General features: G+C 71.5%; 19 protein-coding genes and 2 pseudogenes. 14 read left to right on the top strand and 7 right to left on the bottom strand.

What is annotated here, in order from left to right:
- The first annotated feature begins 1,062 nt into the window (after window positions 1-1,062).
- Together ACIQCH_RS01675 and ACIQCH_RS01670 are read left to right on the top strand one after the other, a co-directional pair.
- The gene (locus ACIQCH_RS01675; RefSeq protein WP_402576779.1) at window positions 1,063-1,251 is read left to right on the top strand and encodes a hypothetical protein; all 189 of its coding nucleotides are present in this window, start codon (window positions 1,063-1,065) and stop codon (window positions 1,249-1,251) included.
- Window positions 1,252-1,256: 5 nt separating this feature from the next.
- A pseudogene (locus ACIQCH_RS01670) lies at window positions 1,257-1,539 on the top strand (transposase); the annotation flags it as partial.
- Window positions 1,540-1,971: 432 nt separating this feature from the next.
- On the opposite strand, the gene ACIQCH_RS01665 reads toward ACIQCH_RS01670, so the two are convergent.
- The 3 genes from ACIQCH_RS01665 to ACIQCH_RS01655 form a co-directional block, all read right to left on the bottom strand.
- Window positions 1,972-3,729, bottom strand: a complete 1,758-nt coding sequence (locus ACIQCH_RS01665) for an FG-GAP repeat domain-containing protein (RefSeq protein WP_402576777.1) — start codon at window positions 3,727-3,729, stop codon at window positions 1,972-1,974.
- A gap of 760 nt (window positions 3,730-4,489) precedes the next feature.
- Window positions 4,490-4,963 carry a lamin tail domain-containing protein gene (locus tag ACIQCH_RS01660; protein ID WP_402576775.1) on the bottom strand — a complete coding sequence of 158 codons (474 nt, stop codon included), beginning with the start codon at window positions 4,961-4,963 and terminating at the stop codon, window positions 4,490-4,492.
- A 433-nt stretch (window positions 4,964-5,396) separates the two neighbouring features.
- Window positions 5,397-6,137 (bottom strand): hypothetical protein, encoded by a 741-nt coding sequence (locus ACIQCH_RS01655; RefSeq protein WP_402576773.1) that lies wholly within the window; start codon window positions 6,135-6,137, stop codon window positions 5,397-5,399.
- A gap of 503 nt (window positions 6,138-6,640) precedes the next feature.
- On the opposite strand from ACIQCH_RS01655, the gene ACIQCH_RS01650 reads away from it, so the two are divergent.
- The 5 genes from ACIQCH_RS01650 (at window position 6,641) to ACIQCH_RS01630 (ending at window position 10,153) form a co-directional block, all read left to right on the top strand.
- The gene (locus ACIQCH_RS01650) at window positions 6,641-7,375 is read left to right on the top strand and encodes a GNAT family N-acetyltransferase (protein WP_402576771.1); all 735 of its coding nucleotides are present in this window, start codon (window positions 6,641-6,643) and stop codon (window positions 7,373-7,375) included.
- A gap of 312 nt (window positions 7,376-7,687) precedes the next feature.
- Window positions 7,688-8,248 (top strand): TetR/AcrR family transcriptional regulator, encoded by a 561-nt coding sequence (locus tag ACIQCH_RS01645; protein WP_402576769.1) that lies wholly within the window; start codon window positions 7,688-7,690, stop codon window positions 8,246-8,248.
- 11 nt (window positions 8,249-8,259) lie between these two features.
- A complete protein-coding gene (locus ACIQCH_RS01640) occupies window positions 8,260-8,649 on the top strand; it encodes a cupin domain-containing protein (protein ID WP_402576767.1) in 390 nt (129 codons plus the stop codon).
- 14 nt (window positions 8,650-8,663) lie between these two features.
- Complete coding sequence (locus tag ACIQCH_RS01635; RefSeq protein ID WP_402576765.1) at window positions 8,664-9,248, top strand: DUF4865 family protein; 585 nt, start codon at window positions 8,664-8,666, stop codon at window positions 9,246-9,248.
- Window positions 9,242-10,153, top strand: coding sequence for a phosphotriesterase (locus tag ACIQCH_RS01630; RefSeq protein ID WP_402576763.1), 912 nt, complete (start codon window positions 9,242-9,244; stop codon window positions 10,151-10,153). Before ACIQCH_RS01635 ends, ACIQCH_RS01630 begins: the two co-directional genes overlap by 7 nt.
- A 590-nt stretch (window positions 10,154-10,743) precedes the next feature.
- On the opposite strand, the gene ACIQCH_RS01625 is transcribed toward ACIQCH_RS01630, so the two are convergent.
- A complete protein-coding gene (locus ACIQCH_RS01625; RefSeq protein WP_402576761.1) occupies window positions 10,744-11,628 on the bottom strand; it encodes a DUF2268 domain-containing protein in 885 nt (294 codons plus the stop codon).
- Window positions 11,629-11,833: 205 nt separating this feature from the next.
- Here ACIQCH_RS01625 and ACIQCH_RS01620 point away from each other — a divergent pair.
- From ACIQCH_RS01620 to ACIQCH_RS01610, 3 genes and pseudogenes are all read left to right on the top strand, one after another.
- Window positions 11,834-12,221, top strand: a pseudogene (locus ACIQCH_RS01620) (transposase); the annotation flags it as partial.
- A gap of 65 nt (window positions 12,222-12,286) precedes the next feature.
- A complete protein-coding gene (locus ACIQCH_RS01615; RefSeq protein WP_402576759.1) occupies window positions 12,287-13,075 on the top strand; it encodes an alpha/beta fold hydrolase in 789 nt (262 codons plus the stop codon).
- A gap of 353 nt (window positions 13,076-13,428) precedes the next feature.
- Window positions 13,429-14,223 (top strand): hypothetical protein, encoded by a 795-nt coding sequence (locus ACIQCH_RS01610; protein WP_402576757.1) that lies wholly within the window; start codon window positions 13,429-13,431, stop codon window positions 14,221-14,223.
- A 58-nt stretch (window positions 14,224-14,281) separates the two neighbouring features.
- On the opposite strand, the gene ACIQCH_RS01605 is transcribed toward ACIQCH_RS01610, so the two are convergent.
- On the bottom strand, window positions 14,282-14,554 hold the full coding sequence (locus ACIQCH_RS01605) for a hypothetical protein (RefSeq protein WP_402576755.1): 273 nt from the start codon (window positions 14,552-14,554) through the stop codon (window positions 14,282-14,284).
- A 14-nt stretch (window positions 14,555-14,568) separates the two neighbouring features.
- On the bottom strand, window positions 14,569-14,727 hold the full coding sequence (locus ACIQCH_RS01600) for a hypothetical protein (protein ID WP_402576753.1): 159 nt from the start codon (window positions 14,725-14,727) through the stop codon (window positions 14,569-14,571).
- Window positions 14,728-14,875: 148 nt separating this feature from the next.
- On the opposite strand from ACIQCH_RS01600, the gene ACIQCH_RS01595 reads away from it, so the two are divergent.
- The 4 genes from ACIQCH_RS01595 to ACIQCH_RS01580 all read left to right on the top strand — a co-directional run bounded on the left by ACIQCH_RS01595 (window position 14,876) and on the right by ACIQCH_RS01580 (window position 22,552).
- Window positions 14,876-16,747, top strand: coding sequence for a hypothetical protein (locus tag ACIQCH_RS01595; protein WP_402576751.1), 1,872 nt, complete (start codon window positions 14,876-14,878; stop codon window positions 16,745-16,747).
- Entirely contained in the window at window positions 16,725-17,270 is a 546-nt protein-coding gene (locus ACIQCH_RS01590) for a hypothetical protein (protein WP_402576749.1), read from the top strand. Before ACIQCH_RS01595 ends, ACIQCH_RS01590 begins: the two co-directional genes overlap by 23 nt.
- 112 nt (window positions 17,271-17,382) lie before the next feature.
- A complete protein-coding gene (locus tag ACIQCH_RS01585; protein ID WP_402576899.1) occupies window positions 17,383-20,094 on the top strand; it encodes a M48 family metalloprotease in 2,712 nt (903 codons plus the stop codon).
- A 958-nt stretch (window positions 20,095-21,052) separates the two neighbouring features.
- Window positions 21,053-22,552, top strand: coding sequence for a M4 family metallopeptidase (locus ACIQCH_RS01580; RefSeq protein WP_402576897.1), 1,500 nt, complete (start codon window positions 21,053-21,055; stop codon window positions 22,550-22,552).
- A 622-nt stretch (window positions 22,553-23,174) separates the two neighbouring features.
- Here the strand turns inward: ACIQCH_RS01580 and ACIQCH_RS01575 are convergent.
- A complete protein-coding gene (locus tag ACIQCH_RS01575; RefSeq protein WP_402576747.1) occupies window positions 23,175-24,779 on the bottom strand; it encodes a serine/threonine-protein kinase in 1,605 nt (534 codons plus the stop codon).
- Between the last annotated feature and the right edge of the window lie 86 nt (window positions 24,780-24,865).

Below are 24,865 nucleotides of genomic sequence, written 5' to 3'. Positions count from 1 at the left end.
TCTCCAGCAGGCCCTTGCCCGGGACGCGTCGGTCCGCGGCGTAGTGGGTGCCGAAGGAGATGGCGAGCGCGGCCGCAGCGGCGGCCGGGTAGACCCGGATGCCGAGCGCGCGAGCGCCGACACCGGCCACGATCGCCTGCGTGGCCGTGTAGGTCAGGCAGTGCTGGAGGCACGCCTTGCGGCCGTCGGCCTTCTCCTCGGTGGCCGGGTCGACGTAGGTGACCGGGTGGTCGTCGGAGGCGCCCTTCACACGGGCGCAGAAGTCCGACTGCACCCAGAAGTCTCCGATCGCGCTCCCGGCGCGGGTCAGTCCGAGCAGGGCGGCGAAGACGACGGGACGATGCGTCATGCTGGATCTCTCCTGATCTCGATGGGTGAGGGAGCGGGCGGCCGGCCTTTGCCGGTGCTGCGGCCGGTTATGCGGGCCCGTCCCGGCCCGGTGTGGTCGGGACGGGGCTGGCTCGCGCGGCCAGCCGGTGAACGGACGAGGCCGGGAGCGTCATGAGGCTCCTGGGGTCGACGGGCGTGCCGTCGAAGCACTCCAGGCAGCAGCCCTGCTTCTTGGAGAGACAGATGTAGAACCGCCTCCGGCACCGGCCGCAGGTCTGCCTCGCTGCCATCGCCTGATCGAGGGCCACTCCTGAGCGAGCGTCGGCGTCCGCTCGGGCACCGCCAGGTCGACGCGGAGCAGGTAGCCGCGGGTGGGGTGACGGCAGGACCACTGCGGGCGGGTCGCGCACAGCTTGCACCGCAAGATCGCGACCGGGCCCTCGTTGCCGCCGGGGCTCAGGCCCATCTCCCGTAACTGCCTCGGCAACATCGTCGCCGCGTTCCTGATTGCCGGGTCGGGGTACACAGCCAAGAAGATCCGCGCCGGGGTCCGCAAGCGGAACGGCCAAACCCACGGCACCAGCCAGTAGTCGGACCGTCCGGCCCGCCCTGAAGGTCCGGACAGTCTTCTCCCCTGTGCACGGCGGGCATTCGGCTTTCATGATCCCCGTCCGATCCGTAGCCTGAACCGACACCGGACGTGAAGGCGACGAGGGGGACCGGATGGGACGCATGGGCGACAAACAGGCGTCGGACTACTATGACTTGGCGCTGCGGCACCGCAAGAACGCCGACGAGGCCTTCCAGACGTGGACGCTCGGCAAGGAGCAGGAGTACCACGCGGCGGCGATGCTCCACGCCCAGATGGCCACAATGTACGCGGGCATGGCCGCAGCGGCGAAGGTCGCACTGGACTACTAAAGGGCCGCAAAGTGCGGGTCGACGGCGGGTACCGTCAACACCTCGTCGAGCATGCCGCCGCTCTGGGCATCGACATGGAGATCACCGCCCGCAAGCCCGGGACCAAGGGTTTCACCCCCCTCCCGAAACGCTGGGCGGTCGAGCGGACCTACGGCTGGCTCATGCTCCACCGCCGCCCGGCCCGCGACTACGAGCCCCTGCACCCGCTCCGAAGCCGTCATCCACATCGCGCTGACCGACCTCATGGCCCGCCGCCTCACCGGCGAGAACACCCTCTCCTGGCGCGACCGGTCTTCGTGCCGTCGGCCTCGACGGTGGCCTTCACCGGGTGGGCCTCGGTCCACATGCCTTACCGGGCCTGCGGATCCCCGGGTCGCTGTGGGCCGAGGGCGCAAGGACCACGGGCACCAACCTCGCACCTGGCGACACGTGCACCGTAGAGCTCGGGAAGATGGTCTGGGTGGAGCACGAAGGGTTCTTTCCTCGGGAAGCGACCGAGCTGGCTCTTACGGTCCACTTCCGGGACGCCGCGGCCCTGTGGTGGGAACGCGACGGCCAGGCACGGCCGACGAGGCTGGTGAACGGCTCCTCCGAGCCAGACCCGCGCCCGCAGTAGCCCTCGCGTGGCTTCAGGGCACGGGCCGAGTCGCCTTGCGGTACGGGCGCGGGCCCGCCCGCCGGCTGGTGCCGGTGGACGGGCCCGCTGTTGCCTGTTACGGCTCAGAGCATGGTCTTGTAGATGTTCCAGCCGGTGCCGAACTTCACGCGGGCGGAGAAGGTCGCGGTGCCGGCGTTGCCCGTCGAGGCGTACAGGTACATGTCGCCGTTGGCGGTGCGGGCGAGGATGTCGCCCTTCGCGTCCCCGGTGATGTCACCGGGCGCGACCAGGCCGTCGTACGTGCCCCAGCCGGTCGCGATCTGCTCCCGGGCGGCGAACGGCGCGGTGGACGTGCCGGTGCCCTTGAAGAGGTACAGCCGGCCGGTGGTGTCCCTGGCGAGCAGGTCGGGCCGTCCGTCGCCGGAGAAGTCGCCGGCGCCGACCAGCGCGTTGTAGCCGTTCCAGCCGGTGCCGACCTTGATGCGGGTGCCGAGCTTGGTGTCGACCGCGCCGTCGCCGGGGTGCAGCCACAGGACGCCGGCTGAGTCGCGGCTGAGCAGGTCTCCCTTGCCGTCGCCGGTGAGGTCGCCGGGGCCGACCATCAGGTTGCAGCTCCACGTCGAGCTGACCTTCACGCCGCGGATGTACAGGTCGGTGCCGATGTTCTGCACGTAGCTGCCGTGGTTGTGGCTGTTGAGCCCGGTGGCGAAGGCGTTGCGCGACCCGGACGCCTCCTTGCCGGCCGCGATCGGCGGCGAGAGGTAGTCGTCGTTGGCCAGGACGTACCACTTGGCCAGCACGTTGTCGGACGACTGGGTCATGAGGTTCGCGCCCTTGCCGTACAGCTGCGTGGTGCCCGCGCCGACGAGGAACTTGCTCTTCTCGTAGCCGTCGCCGAAGTACGAGCGCGCCGCGAGCTTGCCGCTCCCGGTCGACTTGAACCAGTACTGGACGCCTTCGTGGTCACGGGCGAGCAGGTCGCTCTTGCCGTCGCCGTCGCCGTCGTCCGAGCCGGTGATGACGTTGTACGCGTTCCAGCCGGAGCTGATCTTGACGCGGGCCTTGAGCGGGGCGGAGGCGCTGGCGGCGCCCTTGTGGAACCACAGGTCGCCGGTCAGGGTGCGGGTGTAGACGTCGCCGATGCCGTCGCCGTCGACGTCGCTGGCGCCGACGATCTGGTCGTAGATCCCCCAGCCGGAGGCGACCTTGACCCGGGAGTTGAAGGGCCTGGTGGTGCTGCCGGTGCCGGTGTACAGCCACAGGTCGCCGGCGAAGTCCCGGGCCAGCAGGTCGGGGTGGTGGTCGCCGGTCAGGTCGCCGGTGGCGACGACGCGGTTGTAGATCTGCCACCCGCGGCCCGTCCACAGCGGTGCGGACGTGGCCTTCACCCCGGCCTCGTAGAGCGTAAGGACCCCGTCGAAGGAGAGGGAGAGCAGCTCGGGATTGGTCGTGCCGCCGACGTCACCCACCGGCAGCAGGTCCGTGAACGAGGCCTGGGGGTCGGTCTTGGAGATCGTGTACTCGCTCCACTCGTGGATCTTCGAGAGGTACACAGCCGTGACCTGGTCGTACTCCATGTCCATCAGGTCGCTGCGGCCGTCGCCGTCGACATCGTGCCGCGGCTTTGCAGCGGCGGTCACCCGTGCGGACGGCGCGACCTGCGCGGGCAGGACGACGGTCGGGTGCCCGCCCGGGCGGCGCGGCGCGGCGTCAGAGGCCGGCCCCGGGGCCGAGGCGGTCACGGGCCGTGCGAAGGCTGCGCCGGGCGCATGGTGCTTCGGGACGGCGTTGCTCGGGGCGGCGGCCAGGGCGCCGGCGGCCAGGGCGAGTACGCCCCCGGCGGCCAGCATGCGCAGGCGTCCGCGGTTCAGTGTGGTCAAGATCCCCCCTGAGGATCGAACCGCGGGGGCGCATCCGGGCACACGTCGTGTCGCGTGCCCGGAATCACGCGTCCGTGCGTGAACGGTCCCCCGCTTCCTTCCGTGCAGAGTATGCCGTGCCACTGACAAGGCCCGAGACTGCCGAACTGACGGGTACCGGTGGCGAAATGGGAGCTGTTGGGCCGCGGCTCACACGCCGCCGCCGACCCGTCCCCCCGGCCTCCGCCAGCTCGTCCCGACCGATCGCGTCCCAGTCCAGAGGTGCTGCGGTCCGGCCCATCCGCACGAGCACACCGCGCGCAGTCCGTTCGCGCGCGGGCGACCGAGGCGGCCGTCGTACACACTCCACTGCGACACCGATCGCCCGCCGGGCCCCGACGCGCTGTCGGAGTACACCGGGTCCGGGGCGATGCCGTCCGCCAGGAGCACGCCGACAGCGCCCTGGTGCGAGACATTCGAACTCGGCCGTCGTCCATACGTCCCGCTCCACCGTGAATCCCCTCACACAGCTGCCGCGTGATCCCCGGGCCGAACCCGACGCCGTTTCACCCCCGAGCCTCCCCCGCCGCCGCGGGCCACGCACCGGTCACCGACCGAACAACCACGGTTGTCGGGTCGGCGGCCTGGGGACGGTTGCCGCCGGGCGCACCCGATCGCGGGCATGGATGTGTGCCGGGCGGCCTCCCCTGCCGTCCGGCACACCGACTCCCCCACGATCCGGGCCGGCTACCCCTCACCGCAAGCCGGCCCGGTCGTCTGTTCAGTGGCGGTGGTGGCGGCCCCAGGACTCGGTGTCGACGGTGCGGCCGCGGTCGTCGCGCAGGGTCGCGGTGTCGGAGCGGTTGTCCCACACGTAGTCGTCGCGGTCCTGGAAGAGGTCGGTGCGGGAGTCGCGGCCGTGGCCGGTGTGGATGCGGATGGTGTCGCGGCCGCCCAGGCGGATGTCCTTGAAGCGGTAGCGATTGCCGTCCTCGTCCTTGAGGGTCCAGCCCTTGAGGTTGACGCCGTGGCGGCTGTTGTTCGTGATCTCGATCCACTCCGCGTTGAGGGAACGGTTCGAGCCGTCGTCGCGGCCGGGACTGTCGGCCTGGACCCGGCTGATCTCCACCTGAGACCGCTGGTGGTGTCGGTGGTCACCGCCGTCGGCGGAGGCCGGCACGGCGACCGCGGCAACAACGGCCCCAGCAGCGAGGACGGTGGCGGCGATACGACGGGTAGACGACGCAAGCGTCATGTGATGCTCCCTCAAGAACTAGCGGTCACCCGCCGATACGAGGTGCGTAGCGGTCCGGGTACCCGACCCCCTGGCGGTGCCGAGGACCCAAACTCTCGACCCCGAACCGCGCCGGCTGCAGAGGCCCGCCGGGGCCGTTACCGGATACGGACATTTCCGTCACGGTCGCCTGCATGGCGCACGCAAATCATTCGTACGTGACCCTGACATCCGGCGACCAATGCGCCCACCCGTCACCCAGACGGCGCCCGCGATCACCACGCACCGGCGCACCACCCGGCGCATCCCACGCGTATACGCCATTCGGAGTGATTGATTCCGTAACAAGTGTTCTGCACGATTCTTCGCACACACACGCTGAAATCGCATGAATCTCCGCATTTTGAAGGCGGTATGACGACTATCGGTGCACCGGCCGCACCCCGCAGGGCGCTCAGTCGGCCGCCGCGGCCGGCCCGGCGCCGAACCGCACGACGTCGGCGGCGGTCACGTCCAGGCGCAGCCGTTGGAAGCGCCGGGGGTGCCGGTAGACGCCAGCGTGGTCCACCGCGCGATCCGCGCTCACCTCCGCCACGACCTCGGGCCGGACCAGGACCACGTCCAGGACGTCGCGGCTTCCCCACGCGGCATCAGTCCAGGACTCCAACCATTCCCGCGCCTTGGCCAGGTCCGTGGTCATCGGGCACAGGGTCCACGGGGCGGTCAGGGCGTGGTCGACGAAGAGGGCTTCCAGGCGGGCGCGGCGGTCGACGTAAGGCAGGGCCAGGCACTCGGCGCAGTCCTGCTGCCGCACATCGAACGCCACGAAGTACGCCGGCCACCCGGTAGCGAGAGCGGCGGCGCCACGGGCACGCGCCGCGGCACGGCGCTGCAACCCCTCGAACGACAGCCGGCTCGCCGCGACGCCCCAAACGAGGAGTTCGCCGTCGAGGACCAGGCCGCCGGGAAGCTGCTCGGCGGCGGCGACCAGGTCCGGCCACCTGTCCTGAACCAGCGCCCCGCGCCGGGTCTGCACCAGCGTCGGGCCGCCGCCCGCGGTGGTCGGGGTGAACAGGAGCGCGCGGTGGCCGTCGAACTTCTGCTCAAACGCGACCCCCGCGCGAAGGGCGGCCGGGCCCGGGATCGTCTCGGCGGCCTGCGCAAGCATCGGCTCAGCCGGCGGTCGCAGCGTCACCTCGGCGCCTCCCTCACAGGGTCGCCCCCTCATTCCCAGGGTCCCCTGTCCCCGGTTGCGAGGCGGTGCGGGTCATCCGTCCGAGGGGCACGCCGGAGCCGTCTGGACCGGGTGGAAGCCCCCATGCGGCACGGTGGGCGGCATGCCCCGCCGGCTCCTTCCCCTCCTCCTCGCCGGCCTGATCGCCACCACCGGATGCGTCACCGTCCGCCCCGCCCCCGACCGGCCCGCTAGCTCCCCCGCCGCGGCCGTCGTGCCGGCGGACGGCAAGCGCCCCGCCGAGGTCTACGGCACAGTTTTGCCGCGCGCCCACGGGATCGCCAGCCTCGCTGGCTCGATCCGGGCTCGTACCGATCACAGAGGAGGGGACGACTTCCGATGCCGTCCGACTGGACCGGGGGATGAGCGCCCTGCGGGACGGCAGGGAAACCGCCTCTGAAATCGGGCCGTTGGGCATTACCGTCGGTGCGATGACAACACAATCCATGCCGGCAGGACAGCCTGTGACCCTGACCCTGGCCGATGCCCCGATGCGTCAGGCCCGTAACTCCGCCGCCTTTTGGGCGGCGACCGGCCGAAGCCGGGGGCATGCGGTCATCCGCCGCCGCGGGTTCGTCGCGGTCGACGGCGACCTGCGCGCCGGCCTGCGGATCCTGATCCAGGAGCCGGACCTCGACCCGGACGAGCTGGCCGAAGTGAGCGAGCTGGTACGCCGGGCCCCGGGCCCGGCGAACGTCGAGGATCCGTTCAGCTCGACCGACCTGAGCCACCTGGCCCTGCGCAGCTGGCAGATGCCGGTCATGCTGCGGCCCCCCGGCCCGGTCGGTGAACCCGCACTGGAGGTGATCCGGGCGGGGCGGAACGAGGACCTCCAGGCCGCCGAGCGGATCGTGATCGAGGGCTTCGAGCTGGCCGGATTCGAGCCGTACCGCCCCGGCGAGCTGTTCCCGGCGGCGCTGATCGAGCAGCCGGGCGTGGACGTGTTCGTCGCCAGGCACGACGGCGTGCCCGTGGGAGCCGGCGTCAGCGTCGTGGACGACGGCATCGGCAGCCACTACTGGATCGCGACGTCCCGGTCCTTCCGGTCGCGCGGCGTGGGGCGGGCCGTCATGCTCGGCTCCCTCGCGCCCCTTGCGGACCTCCCGCTCACGCTCACCGCGTCGAAGCTGGGCAGACCGCTGTACGAGTCGCTGGGCTACACCGTCGCGGCCCCCTCGACCTGGTGGGCCTCGCACTGATGCCGACACCGCCGCGCTAGAGCCCGCCGGTTGGTGAAACGCCGGACAAACTATGAAGGCCCAGGACGGGGACCTCGGCCCCTGGCCGGCGCGGCCCGCGCCAGCCAGGCGCCGCCCCGGCTACCGCGGGCGGCGGCCCGTCGCTGAACCACGACAAACCGCCAGGTCAAGCTCATGTCGGCCAGCAGATCGTGCAGCTGGTCGTCGGACGGGTCGTCCCACGACGTCCCGTCCCACTCGATCGCCCACAGCACTGGTTGTCGAGTCTCGTATGGCTCGCATTCTGTACCTACTAGTATGTAAAGTATTCGCATGAGCACTCGAGACCGACTGATCGAGTCCACCCGCGAACTGCTGTGGGAACGCGGTTACGTAGGCACCAGCCCCAAGGCGATCCTGGAGCGCGCGGGCGCGGGCCAGGGCAGCATGTACCACTACTTCCAGGGCAAACCGGACCTCGCGCTGGCCGCGATCCGCCGCACCGCCGAGGAGCTGCGCGCCTCCGCGCAGAGCGCGCTGGACGGGCCCGGCACGCCGTACGAGCGGATCCGGGCCTATCTGGAGCGCGAACGCGACGTGTTGCGCGGCTGCCCGGTGGGCCGTCTGACGATGGACCCGGACGTGGTCGCGGACGAGGATCTGCGGGCCCCGGTGGACGAGACGCTCGACTGGCTGCGTGAGCGGCTCGCCCGCATCGTCGAAGAGGGCCAGGAACAGGGCCAGTTCGCCCGATCCCTCGACGCGCGGGAGATCGCCGCTACGGTCCTCGCCACGGTGCAAGGGGGCTACGTCCTGGCCCGTGCGTCGGGCTCGCCCGAGGCCTTCGACTCGGGGGTACGCGGCTTGCTCTCCCTTCTTCGACCGGCATCCTGAGGAGATCCCGCATGCACATCACGACGAAGCGACCCGACACCCTGCAGGGCCCGGCGGAGCACTTCACGGGCGCGGTGTGGCTGGACGAGATAGCTGCCCCGGAGTCACCGTCCCGGTTGCGGATGTTCAGCGTGCACTTCGCTCCCGGCGCGCACACCGCCTGGCACCGCCACCCCCACGGCCAGGTCCTGCACGTCCTGGAGGGCGAGGGACTGGTCCAGCGCGAGGGCGGTGACGTCGCGGCGATCCGGGCGGGCGACACCGTGTGGATCGAGCCCGGCGAACGGCACTGGCACGGCGCCGCTCCCGGCACCTTCATGACGCATCTCGCCGTCGTGGAGGCGGCTGAGGACGGCTCGACCGTCGAGTGGCACGAACACGTGGGCCACTACCCCGCCTGAGGAAGGAGCTCACGATGCACGCCATGCAGTACGAGATGACCCTGCCCGCCGACTACGACATGGACATCATCCGCGACCGTGTCTCCCGCCTCGGGCACGCCCTCGACGAGTGGGACGGCCTCGGCTTCAAGACGTACCTGATGCGCGAGCGCGGGGTACACGGTTCGCCGGTCAACCAGTACGCGCCGTTCTACCTCTGGAACACCATGGAGGGGATGAACACCTTCCTGTGGGGAGGCGCCTTCCAGGGGCCCGTCAATGACTTCGGGCGGCCCGAGGTGCGGCAGTGGACGGGTCTGGCCTACGAGGAGGGCGCCGCGGCCGGCTCCCCCGCCGTCGTCGCGGTGCGCCGGCGACAGCGGGTCCCGGAAGCCGTGCCGCTGTCCGAGTTCATGGAGGACGCGGTGCGCGAAGCCGGGCGACTGGCCGCGCAGGACGGCGCCGTACTCGCCGCGGCCGCCGCCGATTCGCACCGCTGGGAGCTGGTCCACTTCTCGCTCTGGGACCACCACACGCCCACGGCCTCGGGCGACGTCTTCGAGGTGCTGCACGTGTCGGCGCCCGGGAGACACGAACTGCCACGCGGACGGCAGTGGTGAACCGAGTCCGCACCGTCCTCGGAGACGTGCGCCCCGAAGACCTCGGTGTGTGCGACGCCCACGACCACCTCTTCATCCGCAGCCCGAAGCTCCCGGGCCAGGAGCTGGACGACGTCCCGGCCGCACGCTCCGAACTGGCCGCGTTCCGCGCCGCGGGCGGTGCGAGCGTCATCCAGTGGACGCCGTACGGCATGGGACGACGGGTCGCGGACCTGCCGCCGCTGTCCCGCGCGGCCGGGGTGCACGTGGTGTGCGCGACCGGGCTGCATCAAGCCGCCCACTACGACTCGGAGTTCCTCGACGCGATGCGCGGCAAGCTCGCCGACGTCTTCGTCTGCGAACTGACCACAGGCATCGGCGCATCGGGCGTCCGCGCCGGGCTCATCAAGGTCGCGGGCGGCTTCCACGCCCTCGATGCGCACGCGCACTGGACGATGGCCGCCGCGGCCGAGGCCCACCACGAGACCGGCGCGCCCATAGCCGTCCACCTGGAGCACGGCACGGGCGCACTCGACGTACTCGACCTGCTGTGTGACGAGCTGGAGGTCCCACCGCACCGGGTGGTCCTCGGGCACCTCAACCGCTCGCCCGACGGCGTGGTGCAGCGCCAAGCCGCGGAGGCGGGCTGCTATCTGGCGTTCGACGGTCCCTCACTCGCCCATCACGCCACGGACTGGCGGATGCCCGACGCGGTAAAGGCGCTGGCCGAGGCAGGCTTCGGGCATCGGCTGCTGCTCGGCGGGGACACCGTTGTCTCCGGGGCGCGGTCGGTCGACGGCGGCCCCGGGATGCCCTACCTGCTGCGCCGGGTGCGACCCCGGCTGGTGGCCGCCCTGGGTGCGGAGCTGGTGGATCACATCCTCACGCGGAACCCCGGGCGGGCCTTCGCCGTCGACTGGCCCTGACCCGGTCAGTTCGGCTCGACCGGATGGGCGGGAGGCCGACGCTTCTCGCCGGTCCGTGGCGGGCACGGGAGCGGGCTGCCGCCGCGGTGCGCGCTCGGCGCGGGACGGAAGGAGGGCATGCCCGCCAGGGCGGGCGTCGGCCTGCGGGTGCCACACGAGGAAGCGCCCGGGAAGTAACCCCTGTCCGTGTGCGCGCTGTCATTCAGCCCAGACGGGCGCACCTTGGCCACCGCGAAGCCGACAACACCACCCGGGTGTGGAACACCACCCTGCCGCGCCCCGACGCAGCCATCACCGCCATTTGCCGAACCGTGGACCGAGACCTCGTCCCACAGAAACGCTCTGCTTACCTTCCGGGCCACTCAGCAAACCCCGTGTGCGCGTCGGGCTGATACCTCGACCGGCCTGGCGCGGCTGATGGCGCTCGTTGAAATCGGCCGCCCGATACTCGGACGTGGCCTCAGAGCTGCTCGCCGGACCTCCCCAGCCGCCGGCTGACTGACCTGCGGTCGGCTGGCTGGCTGGCTGGCTGGCTGGCTGGCTGGCTGGCTGGCTGGCTGGCTGTGGGTGACGGCGAAGAGCGAGGTAAGTCACGCGCTGCTCGATACACCTGCGTTCGCGAGGATGTCGCGTGCGGGCAGCGCCGTGCTCTGGGCAGCGGTGAGGCCGGAGGCTGCCATGTGGGCGTCCACGATCCGAAGGCCGGCCGCATATCCGGCGAAGTCAGGCAGTCCGACCGGCTGGTGCCCCATGCGCTGTGCGATTGCGTCGCCGTACACGTAGGCGGGCAGGTTCTGCATCCCCGCCACATCGATCGCGGACGCGACCTTCTCACAGACGTCGTTCAGTTCCGGGCCGCACAGCGCCGTCGTCCAGGGGCCCATGGCCGGCTCGCCCGCCAGTTCCCGTACGAACGCCTCGGCCAGTCCCTCGGCCACGACCTGCTCGCCGACCGTGACCGTCATGGGGTTCCAGACCACGTTGGCATAGCGCACGTTGTGGTGGAGCTCGTGCGCGGCGGCGTACCCGATCCTGGCCAGGCTGGTCTCGGTAGGCCACATCGTCAGCTGGATCGCCCCGGGGATACCACCCATACCGAGGTAGCCGGCGTTGCGGACCGTCAGCAGCTCGTCATCAGGGTCGCCGAGGACCAGCACGACATGCACGGTCTCGGCGCTCCTGGCTCCGGGCACCGCGCCACTCAACCGCTCCCATGCCGTGGCGAGGCAGTCCTCGATCTGTTCCCACACCCTCGCGTCCCTCATCTGGCGCAGGGCCGTCAGGTAGCGCGGGTCCTCATGGTCGATCCGGAAGCCGCTGCCCATCTGGTGCATCTGGACCACGTCCACGCCGGCAATGGACATCACGCTGTGCAGAGGGCTGAGCATTTCCCGTAGGGCGTCTGGCCGCTCCTCCAGCGGGCGCTGCAGGAGATCGAGCATGGAGGAGGCCGTGTCATGAACAATGATCTTCATGACCTGGGACCGTAGGGCCTCACGTCACGGGAGGGGCAAGTCACAAGGTCACCGGCCAGGCGCGGCAGCGTCAGAGCCCCGGGTGGGTGACCGCGGCACCCAGGCAGCGTGTTCCCCGCGCCGGCCCGCCTCGAGCGGGTCAGGATGCAGGGGCCGTTCCTCTCCCCTGCTCGGTCGGAGTCCCGCTGGTGCCCCGGCCGACGGGCCGACCGACCATGCCCTCGGACGCCCCGGCGGCGGACGGACCACGAATTTCCACCTCGCCGCCGATGGCCACTGCCGGCCCCTCGCATTCGTCATCACGCCTGGCCAGGCGGGTGACGCACCGGCATCCGCCCAGGTCATGGCCCGCCTGCGGGTGCCGCGGCGGATCGGGCGGCCCACTGCCACGTCGGATGTGGTCCTGGCCGACAAGGCCCACTCGTCCCGGGCGATCCGCCGGCATCCACGGCGGCGCGGAATCCGGGCGGTGATCCCGCAACCGGCCGACCAGACGGCCAACCGCAAGCGGCTGGGCCGCCGCGGCCGCCGTCCGCCGGCCTTCGACCGCGACGCCTACAGGCAACGCAACAACGGTCGAGCGGTGCATCAATAATTGACAGCCGCTCAAGCCCGAGCGGAGTACCCTGCCCGCCCACACCGGAGTTGAGACCAGCCGATGCCGTACACGACGACACCCGACGGGACCCGCATCGCCTACCAGCTCCAAGGCAACGGAGCGCCACTCGTCCTCCTGGCGGGCCAGGCCAACAACCACCACTGGTGGGACCCGGTCCGCGCCGACTTCCATCCCGCCCGCAGCACCCTCACCCTCGACTACCGCGGCACCGGCGACAGCGACAAGCCCGACACCCCCCACAGCACCGAACTGTTCGCCCAGGACGTCGTCGCCGTCCTCGACGACCTCGGCATCGACCGAGCCGACATCTACGGCACGTCCATGGGCGGCCGAGTGGCCCAGCAGCTCGCCGCCGGCCACCCACACCGCGTCAGCGCCCTGGTCCTCGGCTGCACCTCACCCGGCGGCCCGCACAGCATCGAACGCAGCAACGACGTCCGCCAGGCCCTCACCCAGCCCCAACCCGGAGCCGCGCGGCAAGCCCTGCTGGAACTCATGTACACACCCCGCTGGCTCGCCGACCACCCCGGCCCGCACCACACCCTCGGCGACCCCCGCATGCCCGCCCACTCCCGGCGCCACCACCTCGCAGCCAGCAACCGGCACAACGCCTGGGACCTCCTGCCCAGCATCAGCGCACCCACCCTGGTCCTTCACGGAACCGACGACCTGCTCAACCCCACCGCCAACGCACCCCTGCTCGCCGGCCGCATCCCCCACGCCCGACTCCACCTGCTCCCCGACATGCGCCACGCCTACTTCGAGGAAGCCCGCACCCACGCCAGCCCGCTGGTCCTGGACTTCCTCACCACCGCGCACCAGCCGTAGAAGCGCGGCAGGCCGTCCGCCGCCCCCGCCCGGCAGCGCTCTCGGCCAGCTCGGAGCACCGGATGCCGCCGCCGGGGTGCCACTCCAGCACCGGGCCCGCCCCGTCCCCGTGCTCGGCGCACCAGGACACTGGGACCGGGCCGCCGCAGTCGTACGCGGCCTGCACACGCCCCCTGGCCCAGGCCCGCGTACGGCACTGCGTGACGGATCACCCGCCGCACCCGGCCGAGACGGCGTGCGTCGCTGCGCTCTGCCAGCCCCCGGGCCGGGCGGAGGGGTCCCCGTCTCCCGTCCCCTCCCCCTCGTGATCTACGATCCGGTTCCCGCAGGGGCGGGGACCACGAGGGGGGACGATGCCGAAGAGGTACTGGCGGATCTGGGTTCCGGTGGCCGTGCTGGGCGCGGTTGCTGGCGGGGTGGTGTTCGTGCCGGACGCCGTCGAGCACGTACGGCGGGAGCGGGCGGTGGAGGCGCTGTGGCGCGCCCACCAGGGTCCGCCGGCCCGGCTGCTCAAGGAGGCGGGGGAACGGGCGCTGGCCGCTGGCGCGGCCGAGGTCCTGGTCACCGCCGAGAACCCCCTCTCCGGGGAGTCCTGGCCGGAGCCGGGCCGGATGTCGTGGCAAAGCCCGCACGATGCCCTGACCTTGCCCGGCATGTCGCGGTGGCGCATCGACGACGACGTGTACTACTACACCGGGTACGACGGCAACCCCGAGGTCGAGTGGGAGAGGGGCACGGCGGCGGTCTCGTCCTCCGCGCCCGACTTCCTCAGCACCCTGCTGGTGGGCGGGGACGCGAAGCGGGTGGGGCCGGGGACCGTCGGCGGCCGGCTCGTCATGCACTACTCGACGGCCGTCGAACGGACGGCCCACAACACACTGCTGCGGAAGACCTTCCCGTGCCTGGCGCCCCCGGTTCCGGACCGCGCCGTCCCCGGGTCCCCCGCAGACCGTGACCCGCGGATCCACGTGGACGCGTGGCTGGACGACAACGGCCAACCGGTCCGCATGCGCATGAGCAGGCCCCAAGGTCTCCCCGACAGCACCATCGAGTTCCGCTCCTTCGGCGGCCCCGCCGTCACCCTCCCGCAAGGCGCCAACCGCATCCCGCCCGACAAAGACCCACGCACAGGCTGCACCACCCAGTAGGCCAGCCACCGCAACTGGCGGCACGCATCGCCACCAGCTACGCCAACGCCGCCCAGCCCTACGGGCCGCAGCATCGGCTGTCGGCCTGGCTGATGCGGGTACCTCCCACGGTGCCCTTCGCGCTGCCCCACAGGACGCCCGGCGCGCCGACGCCCGAGCCGGTCAGGATCACGTCGTCGAAGCCGTCCGCGTCCACATCGCCGTACGAGGACCGGTAGCCCCACCCGATGGACGACTCGGCAAGGCCGCCCGGGACGCCCGGCGTGGCACGGCTGACCAGCTGCTGCTTGTCAGAGCGAAGGCCGGTGGCAGAGCCGTCCACGATCGACACCAATCCGGCCTTCTTCAGGCCGTCGACCGTGGCGTTCGGGCGCCGACGGCGAGATCGGCGTAGCCGTCACCGTTGGAATCGGCCCCCTGCTTTACCAGTGGCTTGGTATCCGCCGCGGCGGCCTCCGGCGCGGCCCGGGCGGTGGGACCGACGACGGTGGTGAGCACGGCCACGGCAACGGGCCGTGGCGGACAGGTACCTGCGCCCGGTGCACACCGGACTCACCAGGCGGCTCGTCGGTCCGGCCGGCGCCATGTACAGGGACGCGCCGTCGGACCTACGCTGGGCGATCCGCATTCGGTTGCAGACACGGGGGCGTGCATGCCGGAACGATCGAAGCAGGACCCGAAGTTATACGGGGAGCGTGCGACGGCGGTGGCGAGTGCCACCCTGGAGGCGCTGCTGGCCGTTCGCCGCCTGCCGCCCGAGGCCGGGGTCGTGGTACTGCGTGACGTCTTGATCGGACTGGCCCAAGCCCATGAGCAGGGCCTGGTGCACGGCGGCATCCGGGCGGCCGACGTGCTGGTGGATCTCGACGGGCACTGTCGGCTCCAGGCCCCCGCCCGCCCGGTGGCCGCTGCGGCGGACGACCCTCCGGACACGGAGGTGGATGACGCCGCCCCCGAGTTACGGGCGGGCGCACCCGCCTCGCCCACCACTGACGGTTACTCGGCGGCGGTGGTCTTCCTGGCGAGTCTGGCGGACCAGCACGAGGCGCCCGTGGGCACGGGGCTCGTTCCGTCGACGTATGAGGAACTGGCGGGGCCGGTCCGCCGGGTGGTGGCGCGGGCCACTGCTCAGGATCCGGCCGAGCGGTACCCCGATGTCCGTTCCTTCCGGGAAGAGTTGGAGGCAGCGGCCGTCGCGGTCCACGGCCCGCAGTGGGCGGAGCGGGGCCAGCGGTTCCTCGCCGACTCCGTCGAGGCGACGGTCAGCAGCCACCCGCTCGTGGGCCCCGTCGATGACGGGCCCGGACCATGGTGGCGCCGGCGCCGGCTCGCACTCGCGGCCCTGGCCCTCCTGGTCCTGCTCGCCGTCGCCGTGGTCGTGCTCTTCGAGGGGGGCGAGCCGAAGCGGGAGGTCCGCGAGCCCTTCGATCAGGCGTTGGCCGCGCTCGCCCGGGCGCCGGGGGTGCGGTACCAGGACCACAACCAGTTCACCGGGTACTACGACCTGGCCGTGACCGCCACCGCCGAGCGGTTCGGTGCGATGGGCGGGAGCGAAGACTTCTCGGACAAGGTGGCCGAGGATGTGACGACGGTTGCCGGGCGCGACTACGTCAGCTACCGCAACGACGCCGCCCTCAAAGGATGGATCTACGATCCGGGCGGCGACGAGAAGAACCTGGCTCCGAGGTTCAAGACATACGTGGTACCCGGCAAGCTGGCCGCGCAGCTGAGGGCAGCCCTCGACGAGCAGCCACGCCTGCCGGTGGTCGGCGACGAGGCCGACGCAACTGTCGCCGTGGACGGCCAACCGGCCTGGCGGGCCGACACGGTCCAGGGATACCTGTACGTCTCGAAGAACGCCCCCTACCGGGTGTTGCGTTGGGAGCCGCCCAACCTGGAGACGGCCATGGCCGCCTTGAAGGCGATGGCGAAGGATCCGTCCTCCCGACGGTCGAGGGCCATGGAGGCCCACACCCCGCTCACCTACTCACTCGGCATCAACCTGACGCCGGTCACCGATGCCACCGCGCTGTACGGCAAGGTCGTGCGGCTGACCAAGGAACTCGCCTCCGCGACGACCGGCGGCTCGGTCCAGATCCTCCAGCAGCGCGGCGACGGCAGCAAGGTCGCCTGCAGCCACACGGGGTGCCTGGTGGACGTCGCCTTCTCGGGGCCCGTGTACAACGCCACCAGCCCTGCACACCGCCTGGACAACGTCTACATCGAAATGAAGGTGGCCTCCATCACCACCGGAGGCCAGGAGGTCGGCGGGTGCAGCAGCGGGCTGCGGGCCTACCGGCTCACCGGGGCGAGCCTGGCCGGGAAGATCTCTTGCAACAACCCGGCGGGCGGCCCGCTGTTCGACCGGGCCGATGCCGCGAACCGGGCCAGGGCGAACTCTTCCGGCCGCTCATCGTTCTGGGACTACACGAGCGCGCCCGAGCTCCTCGTCCACCCCCTCAGCCCCACCGACGTCGACCAGCTGGTCGCCAAGGAGCAGCATGAACTCCAGTCCCTCGGCTGACCTCCTGCCTGAGCCACCGGCCGCTGAGCTGCGGGATGCCATCGTCACCGCGGTCATCACCCGACTTGCCCCCGCGGAGGTGCCGTTGGCCGAGTCGCTGTGCGGGCTGGACCCCGAGAAGGTGCAGCAGCGCCTCACCACCCGGCCCGCCCGGGGCGAGCCCCTGGGCTTCGGGCTGGAGGAGATCGGTGTCCTGCTGACCCCTGCCGTCTGGTTCGCGGCGGACGAGTCCGTACGGCGGGTCGTCGACGCGGTGGCGCAGCGGGTGGGCCGGGACCGGCCCGCCCGGCGCGGGTTCTTCCGCCGACGCCAGACCCCGGTGCCCGTCAGCGTGCCCGCCCTCACTCGGGAGCAGTTGGCCTCGGTCGAGCAGTGCGTACTCGAGGCGGCCCGGCAGGCCCGGCTGTCGGCCGAGCGGGGCGAGCGGATCGCGGACGGCGTGGTGCGACGGCTCGCCCTCCTGCCGCGGGCGGTGGACGGGCCCGAGTCCGCTGCCGGGGACGGTGCCGGGGACGGCGGATGACCGCACGGCGTCCCGAAGGCCGCGCGTGAGCTGGGCGGGGGCGGGGCGCGGGTGGGCCTTCCTGCCCGCGCCCGGGGCGGGGACGACCCGGCGATTCGTCCTGTTGGCGTCGGTGTTCACGGCCGGTTCGCTGGCCATGCTCTCGAACCTGCTGTTGCTGGTGACCGACCCTCGTCACGACACCGCGGGCTGCGCGCTGGCGGCCGGCGTCGACCCCGGGCACACCAGCCAGGCCAACTACCTGCCGCTGAGCCACCCGGCGTACCGTCTGTGCATCGACGCGTACGTGGGCCCGTGGAAGCTGTTGGGGTCTCCGCTGGTGGCGACCGCCGCGGTACTCGTCCTCGGGGTCGTGGTGCACCTGCTGTTCCCGACCTGGAAGCGGTACCGGACCAGGACCGTCCCGCTCGACGAGGCGGAACTCATCGCGTGGTTGAGCACCCTCGCCGCCCGTTGTGGGTTGCCACGGACGCCCGCCTTCGTGGTCGACCAGGCAGCGCCGTTCAGCGCGAACGCCGTCGCCTTCGGACGGTCGGGGTGGTACACGATCAGGCTCGATCTGGGCCTGGTGACCCTGTACCGGACGGACCGGCAGGCGTTCGAGGCGACGCTGCTCCACGAGTACGCCCACCTGCGCAACCGGGACGTGGACCTGACATACCTGACCCTCGCGCTCTGGCGCGTCTTCCTCGTCTGCGTCGTCGTCCCCTTCGTGGTGGTCGTCGGCTGGCGGCTGGTGCCCGCCGTCCTCACACCCGCCTTCCCCTCTCCCCCGCCGGCGCCGCTGGTACGGGATCTGGGCCTGGCGGCGGCCATGGTGGTGTTGATGCACCTCACCACCGCCGAGCTGCTGCGGGCCCGCGAGATCCACGCCGACCTCGGCGCCGTCGCGCACGGTGCCGACCCGGGGTACTGGGCGCGGGCCCGGGATCGGCGGGCACCCGTACGCCGCCGGGGCCCGGTGGCGGCGACGGACCGGGCGGTGCGGGCGTTGCTGCGCACCCATCCGTCCTGGGAGGCCCGGGTCGCCGCACTCGCCGACGCCGCCGCGCCGGTGGCGGTGCGGCCCCAGCAATTGGTGCTCACCGGGATCTCGGTCGTGGTCCTCGGTTATCTGCTCACCTTCACCCACGGGCTCAACACCTACCTGCCGGTCTGGCTGGGCGGTCCGGGGGTGTGGCCGGCGGCGGTGCTGGCCGCCGCGGTGGCGGCAGATGCCGTGCGGCGCAGCGTGCTCCACGCCCCGTCGGGCACCGTCCCGCCCTCCGGCCTGCGCGCCGGCCTCTGGTTCGGGGCCGGAAACCTGCTGGGCGAGCTGGTCTGCAACCAGTTCCTCGGGCTGGACTGGGTGCCGCGCTTCCCGGAGGTCCTCCTGCTCCTGCTGCCGGTGCTGGTGCCCGCAGCAGTGCTCTGGTGGACGGCGGGCTGCTCCGCGCTCTGCGCCGGGCTGGGGCCCGGGCTGCGGAGAGCGGCGGCCGGGACGGCTGTCGTCTCGGTCGCCGCCGCGGCCTTCGCCTGGTGGTACGGCTGGTGGCAGGCGAGCGGGACCACGCTCGCCGCCGGGATGCCGTACTCCTCCACCACGGCCCTGTCGTTCCTGAACGCCGGCTTCGAGCCCTCGGAGCAGCTGGTTCCCTCGACCACTTCGTACGTCCTGGCCGACCTCACGCTGGTGGTCGTGCTCCTGGCTCTGTTCCGGTGGACCGTCTGGCTGACCGTCGCGCTGTGGCTCGTCCCGCTGGCCATCAGGCTGCTCACAGGCCTGCAGCGGCGCACCGGCGGTGTACTGCCCGGCCTGCTCTGCGGTGCGGCCGTCGGCACGGTGACCATCCTGCTGACCCACCGCGCGCAGGTGTGGATCTGGCGGGACGAGCAGCCGTTGGTCCCGGCCCTGACGGTCTACACCGGCTGGCTCTTCGCGCTCCTACTCTGCGGCAGCGTCCTCGCGGCAGCGGCCGGAGCGCTCCTGGGCCGAGGTGGCGGCGCATCGGCGGCCGTCGGCGCGGGCACGGCGACGGCCGTCGGCCTGGTCGTCCTGCTGGCCGTGAACGCGACCGACGGCTGCGTGCCCGCCCTGCGGACGGTGCGCGCCTCCTGCGCCTTCCCCGCCGGCAACGGCCTGCAACTGCTCGGCCTCTACCTCCCCCAGTTCCTGGCACTGGCGGGGATGGTGAGCCTGGTCGCGGCGCTCCCGTTCGCCGTCGCGGGACGGCTGCGCCGACGGTCCCCCACCGCTGCCGGTCGCCGCGCACCGGTCCCCAAACGGCGTACCCTGCGCCTGACCTGCGTCGCCTTCTGCTGCATCGCCCTGCTCGGAGTCGGTGTGCTCGGCTACGCCGCGCCCGGCGATTCCGGGTCCGGCCCGGGCGGTCCGGACCCGCACGAGTTCGTCACCGCCCTGCAGCGCAGACCGGTGGATCGCCTGACAGCCGGTCTGCAGGTGTGGGCCTGGGCCTACTTCGGCGGGCGGACCATCATGCAGCAGTACGAGCAGGGTCTCGCCGCCGCGGTCGAGAGCGTCGGCGCGAACGGCACCGTGGACGCCGCGGCGCTGCGGCGTGCCTGCACGAGCCTCCTCGTCGTGGCCGGTCGCGCCGACGCGTACTTCCCGGTCCCGGTCGCCTCGGAGCAGACCGCCTGGGCCGCGGCCCTGGCCGACACCCGGGCCCGGGCTCGACACTGCCTCGCCGCACCGCTGCCGGCCGGCCCGGCAGAGATCGAGCGGTTCTTCACCGCACTCGACCCGCAGCCGGACCCCGTGGCCGGCATCATCCACCGCTTGCTCGCCCTCTCCCGCCCGGCCCAGCAGCTCATGCTGCCGTGAGGACGTCCCGAGGCAGACGAGGACGACCGCATCCTCCTGGCCCAGCTCGATCACGACTCCTGGATGTGGAAGAACATCCGCCCGCCCTTCTTCGCGTGCTGGTCGGCCACGGTCAGCTCGGCGAGCGCCTCAGGACGACGCTGGCCAGGGCGCGGGCCGGATGGCCGGCCGAGAGCTGGTCGGCGGCGCAGGCCCGGCCTCAATAGGGTTGCGATGGGTGCGCGGATTCACTCCAAGGGCGTCGGCGGCGCCATGGATGCGGGCGGTGTCGCCGTGGACGGCCATCTGCGCCCAGCGGCCACAGCGTGCGCGAGACGCCGGGTCTACGAGGCCCACGGCACGCCCGTCGTGCCCGGCCATGGACTGCTACTGAAGGTCGTCGGCCGCCCCGGGCCTGTCTGGGCGTCCGTCTCGTGCAGGCCGCGTGCACACCCCGGACCGCTTCCGGAGCAACTACACCGGCCCGCCGCCCACTCCGGCCAGCAGGGCGGCCGCGGCCAGGCCGATGCCGGAACTCCCGCCCACAATCAGGACGGTGACCCCGGGTGAGGTAGGGAGCCGGGTCCCGGAGGGGCCGCAGCGTGGTTGGTCATGCGGCTTCCTTCGTCGGGCGCTGCGGCGCGGCGCGGGCCGCCGTGGGTGGATCCTGGCGATCCGGCGATCGTATGGACATCTCTGCCTATCGTCCGTCAAGTACCAGCGTGTCCGTGTCGGTTCAACTGTCGGTCAATACCTACGGTCGCGAACGGGACGGATCCGACATTCGGACATCGGAGTTCGACCTTCGGACAACAAAAGGTCAAGTCCTTATTTGAAACCTGTCAAAACGATCACTTCGCTGACACGCTCGCAGCCAACCCCCCACAGCACCTGCGAAGGAGCAAGAGTGAACCGCACGTCCACCTCTTCGTCCCGGACCCGCATCGTCCGCGTCGGCGCGCTGGCCGCCTCGGCCGCGATGGTCGTCGTCGGTCTGCAGACCGGTTCGGCTACCGCCCAGCCCGACCTCGAGGCCAGCGCCAGCGCGGTCGTCCAGAGCGGCCCGCAGCACGCCGCCGCGATCGCCCAGGCACAGGCCGGTGCGGCGGCGACCGCCAAGGCCATCGGCCTCGGCTCCGCCGAGCGCCTGGTCGCCCGTGACGTGATACGCGACGCCGACGGCACCGTGCACACCCGCTACGAGCGCACCTACGCCGGACTCCCGGTCCTCGGCGGCGACCTGATCGTGCACCAGAAGGAGGGCGCCACGCTTCGCACCACGCGTGCGAGCGACGCGAAGATAGCCCTCGTCATCACCACCGACGCGGCCACCGCCCCCAAGGGCGCCCGCAAGGTCGTCTGGGCCGCCTCCGGCACCCCGGTCCTGGCCTGGGAGAGCGTCGTCAAGGGCACCGACGCCGACGGCACCCCCAGCAAGGTGCACACCATCACCGACGCCCGCACCGGCAAGAAGCTGTTCTCCTTCAACAGCGTCTTCTCGGGCACCGGCACCAGCCAGTACAGCGGCAAGGTCAAGCTCTCCACGACCCTTCGCGGCTCGAGGTACCAGCTCAGGGACGGCGCGCGCGGCGGCCACAAGACGTACGACCTGAAGGGCGGCACCACCGGTACCGGCTCGCTCTTCACGGACGCCAACGACGTCTGGGGCAACGGCTCGATCACCAACCGGCAGACCGCCGGTGTCGACGCCGCCTACGGCGCGGCCGTCACCTGGGACTTCTACAAGAACGCGCTCGGCCGCCTGGGCATCCGCGGCGACGGCGCCGCCGCCTACTCCCGCGTCCACTACGGCAACGCGTACGTCAACGCCTTCTGGGACGACGACTGCTTCTGCATGACGTACGGCGACGGCAAGGGCAACAGCGACCCGCTGACCTCGCTCGACGTGGCGGGCCACGAGATGAGCCACGGCCTGACCGCGGCCACCGCCGGCCTGAACTACAGCCGCGAGTCGGGCGGCCTGAACGAGGCCACCTCCGACATCCTGGGCACCGCGGTGGAGTTCTACGCCAACAACGCCTCGGACCTGGGCGACTACCTCATCGGCGAGAAGATCGACATCCGGGGCGACGGCTCGCCACTGCGCTACATGGACAAGCCCAGCAAGGACGGCAAGTCCAAGGACAACTGGTACTCCGGCCTTGGCAGCCTGGACGTGCACCACTCGTCGGGCCCCGCCAACCACTTCTTCTACCTGCTGTCCGAGGGCAGCGGCGCGAAGACCATCAACGGCGTCCGCTACAACTCGCCCACCCACGACGGCGTCGCCGTGTCCGGCATCGGCCGGGTCAAGGCGTACAAGATCTGGTACAAGGCGCTCTCCACCTACATGACCTCCACCACCAACTACGCGCGGGCTCGCACCGCGACCCTGGCGGCGGCGAAGGACCTGTACGGCTCCACCAGCACCGAGTACAAGGCGGTGGCCGCGGCCTGGAAGGCCGTCAACGTCAAGTAACGTTGCGGGCGGAGAAGTTCGACGTCAGCCCTAGGTTGGCACTCGTGCGAGTGTCAACCTAGGGCTGCGTCAAGTGATCGCCGCCGACCGCTGTACGGCCGGAAGGCAGCCACTGGCGGCGTACAAGCGCACGGTAGGAGCGTCCACTTCGAGGACGGCTCCGGCTTCCTCGTCGCTGAGGGGGTCAACGGGGTGGGGTGCCGCTTCGGGCGTCTGTGGGATGGGCTTGCTTTCGACGAAGGCGGCCGTGCACGCTCTGGTACGACCTCGTCGTCGGGTTGCGTTTCGTCTGGTGGAGGGGCTGGTCGCGGTGTGGACTTGGCAAGTGCTGCGCGGATGCGAGCGCTGCTTTGCAGGACAGCGGGTGGGCCCGGCTCCTGGGGCCACGTGGTGATCAGGTAGTACTCGAAGGGGTTCTCTGCAGTCCCCGTCGGGGGCGATGCGCGGGCGTGGACGCGGACCCGATGCCAGCCTGCGCCGTGGTGGGTGAGCATGGGCGGCTCATCCGGCCCGTAGGCGTGGAAGTAGTCGGACAACAGCGCGCGGTGGCCGTCGGACCGACCGGATCGCCCACGGCGGTGGACCCGGCGTGGTCCGGGAAACCCGTGCCGCGGGAGGGCCCTCAGGAACCGTACGGCCTCAGCGGACGATTCCCGGGTCGCCACCGGCTGCCGGCGTAGCGGGCGAGGGCTTTGGTGAGTTCGGAGTACTGCTGCTCGGACAGCGGACCGAGGACACAGAGCGGGAGCGCGTCGTCCCAGCTGGTGTTGGGACGGCTGCGGTAGAACCAGCCCGTGGGACAGACGCTGTTGGCCTTGGGCTTCTGGACCAAGCGGATACGAAGTCCGGTATAGCTGTACGCCGCATTCCCCGACGTTATGCGGTCCACGGTGACCATCTGTATCCGGTCCCAGGTCACCGTGCGGCCGAACGAGCCCGTGGTGACGATGCCCTGCGGAGCAACGGCAAGGGACCACGGAGTCCGGTTCGGGAGCATACGCCGGTGGTGCCTCTTCGCCCCGGTCATGACCGCCACCGCGGCGAGGCCCACGAGCGTTCCCGCCATGGCGATGATCCACACCACGCCCAGGACCCCCCAGAGGCCGTCCCCCACCCCATCCTCGCCCTTCGCCCCGAAGGGGAAGGCTCCTGCCCCGGCCAGCGCGAGGGAATCGGCTGCCCAGGTCGCGCCGGAGATCACGGCGAGGGGCGTGGACACGGCGGCCTGCCAGACCGGGCGCGCGTAGTCGGTGACCGGCTCCCGGCCGGTCCAGGCGACCTCGAAGGAATCGCCGCGAGGGGGCCGCCCGATGGGCGGCAGGACTGGCGGCGGGTCGGCGATGTGATGCGGTCCGGAGGTCACCGTCGTCGCTCCGGAGATCCCGGGAGCTCCGTTGAGGGAGGCTCGGAGTCCGACCAGCCGTTCATGGACCGCCACGGCCGTCTGGGGGCGCCGGCCTGGGTCACGCTCGAGCAGGTCGGCCACCAACTGGGTCACTGCGGGCGGCACGTTCCGGCCGAGTGCGTCCAGCCGCGGAGCGTCCTCGACCAGCTTGCGCTGCGCTATCGCGAGGCCGCTGTGGCCCGTGAACGGCGCCCGGCCGGCCAGCAGGGCGAAGAGGACGCCGCCCAGGGCGTACAGGTCGGAGCGCGCGTCGCCGCGCTCGGTGAGGAACTGCTCAGGCGCGCCGTACTCCGGGGTGCCTGCGGGGGCGAGCTGCGAGGAACCGGCAAGGGTGAAGGCGCTCTGGATGAAACCGGCGATGCCGAAGTCCACCACCTTGACCCTGCCGTCCGGGGTGATCATGACGTTGTGCGGCTTGATGTCGTAATGGATGATCTGGGCCTGGTGTGCGGCGACCAGGGCGGCACAGATGTCCTGGGCGATCCGGAGCGCGCGGGGCACGGCCACCGGGCCCCCGTCGCGGATGTGCGCAGCGAGATCGACCCCATCGACCCGCTCCATGACCAGGAACCACAGATCGTCGTGGACCCCGCGGTCGTACAGCGCGACCACGTTCGGATGACCGATCTGCGCGGCGGCCACCGCCTCCCGCTCGAAACGGCGCGGCAGATCCGCATGCACCCCGTCATCGAGCACCAGCATCTTGACGGCCACATCCCGGTGCAGCACCTGATCCCGGCCGGCCCACACCTCCCCCATGCCGCCCCGCCCCAGCCGCTTGATCAGCTCGTACCGCCCTGCGATCAGCTCACCGCGCTCCACACGCCACCCCCGATGACGAAGCCATGGCACGCATCAGCCTATGACCAGGACGGCCTGCCTGACGGAGGATCAGGGGAACCTCCGGC

This window comes from Streptomyces sp. NPDC093225, assembly GCF_044753805.1.
GTDB lineage: Bacteria > Actinomycetota > Actinomycetes > Streptomycetales > Streptomycetaceae > Streptomyces.
This window is presented reverse-complemented; position numbering and strand designations above follow the sequence as displayed.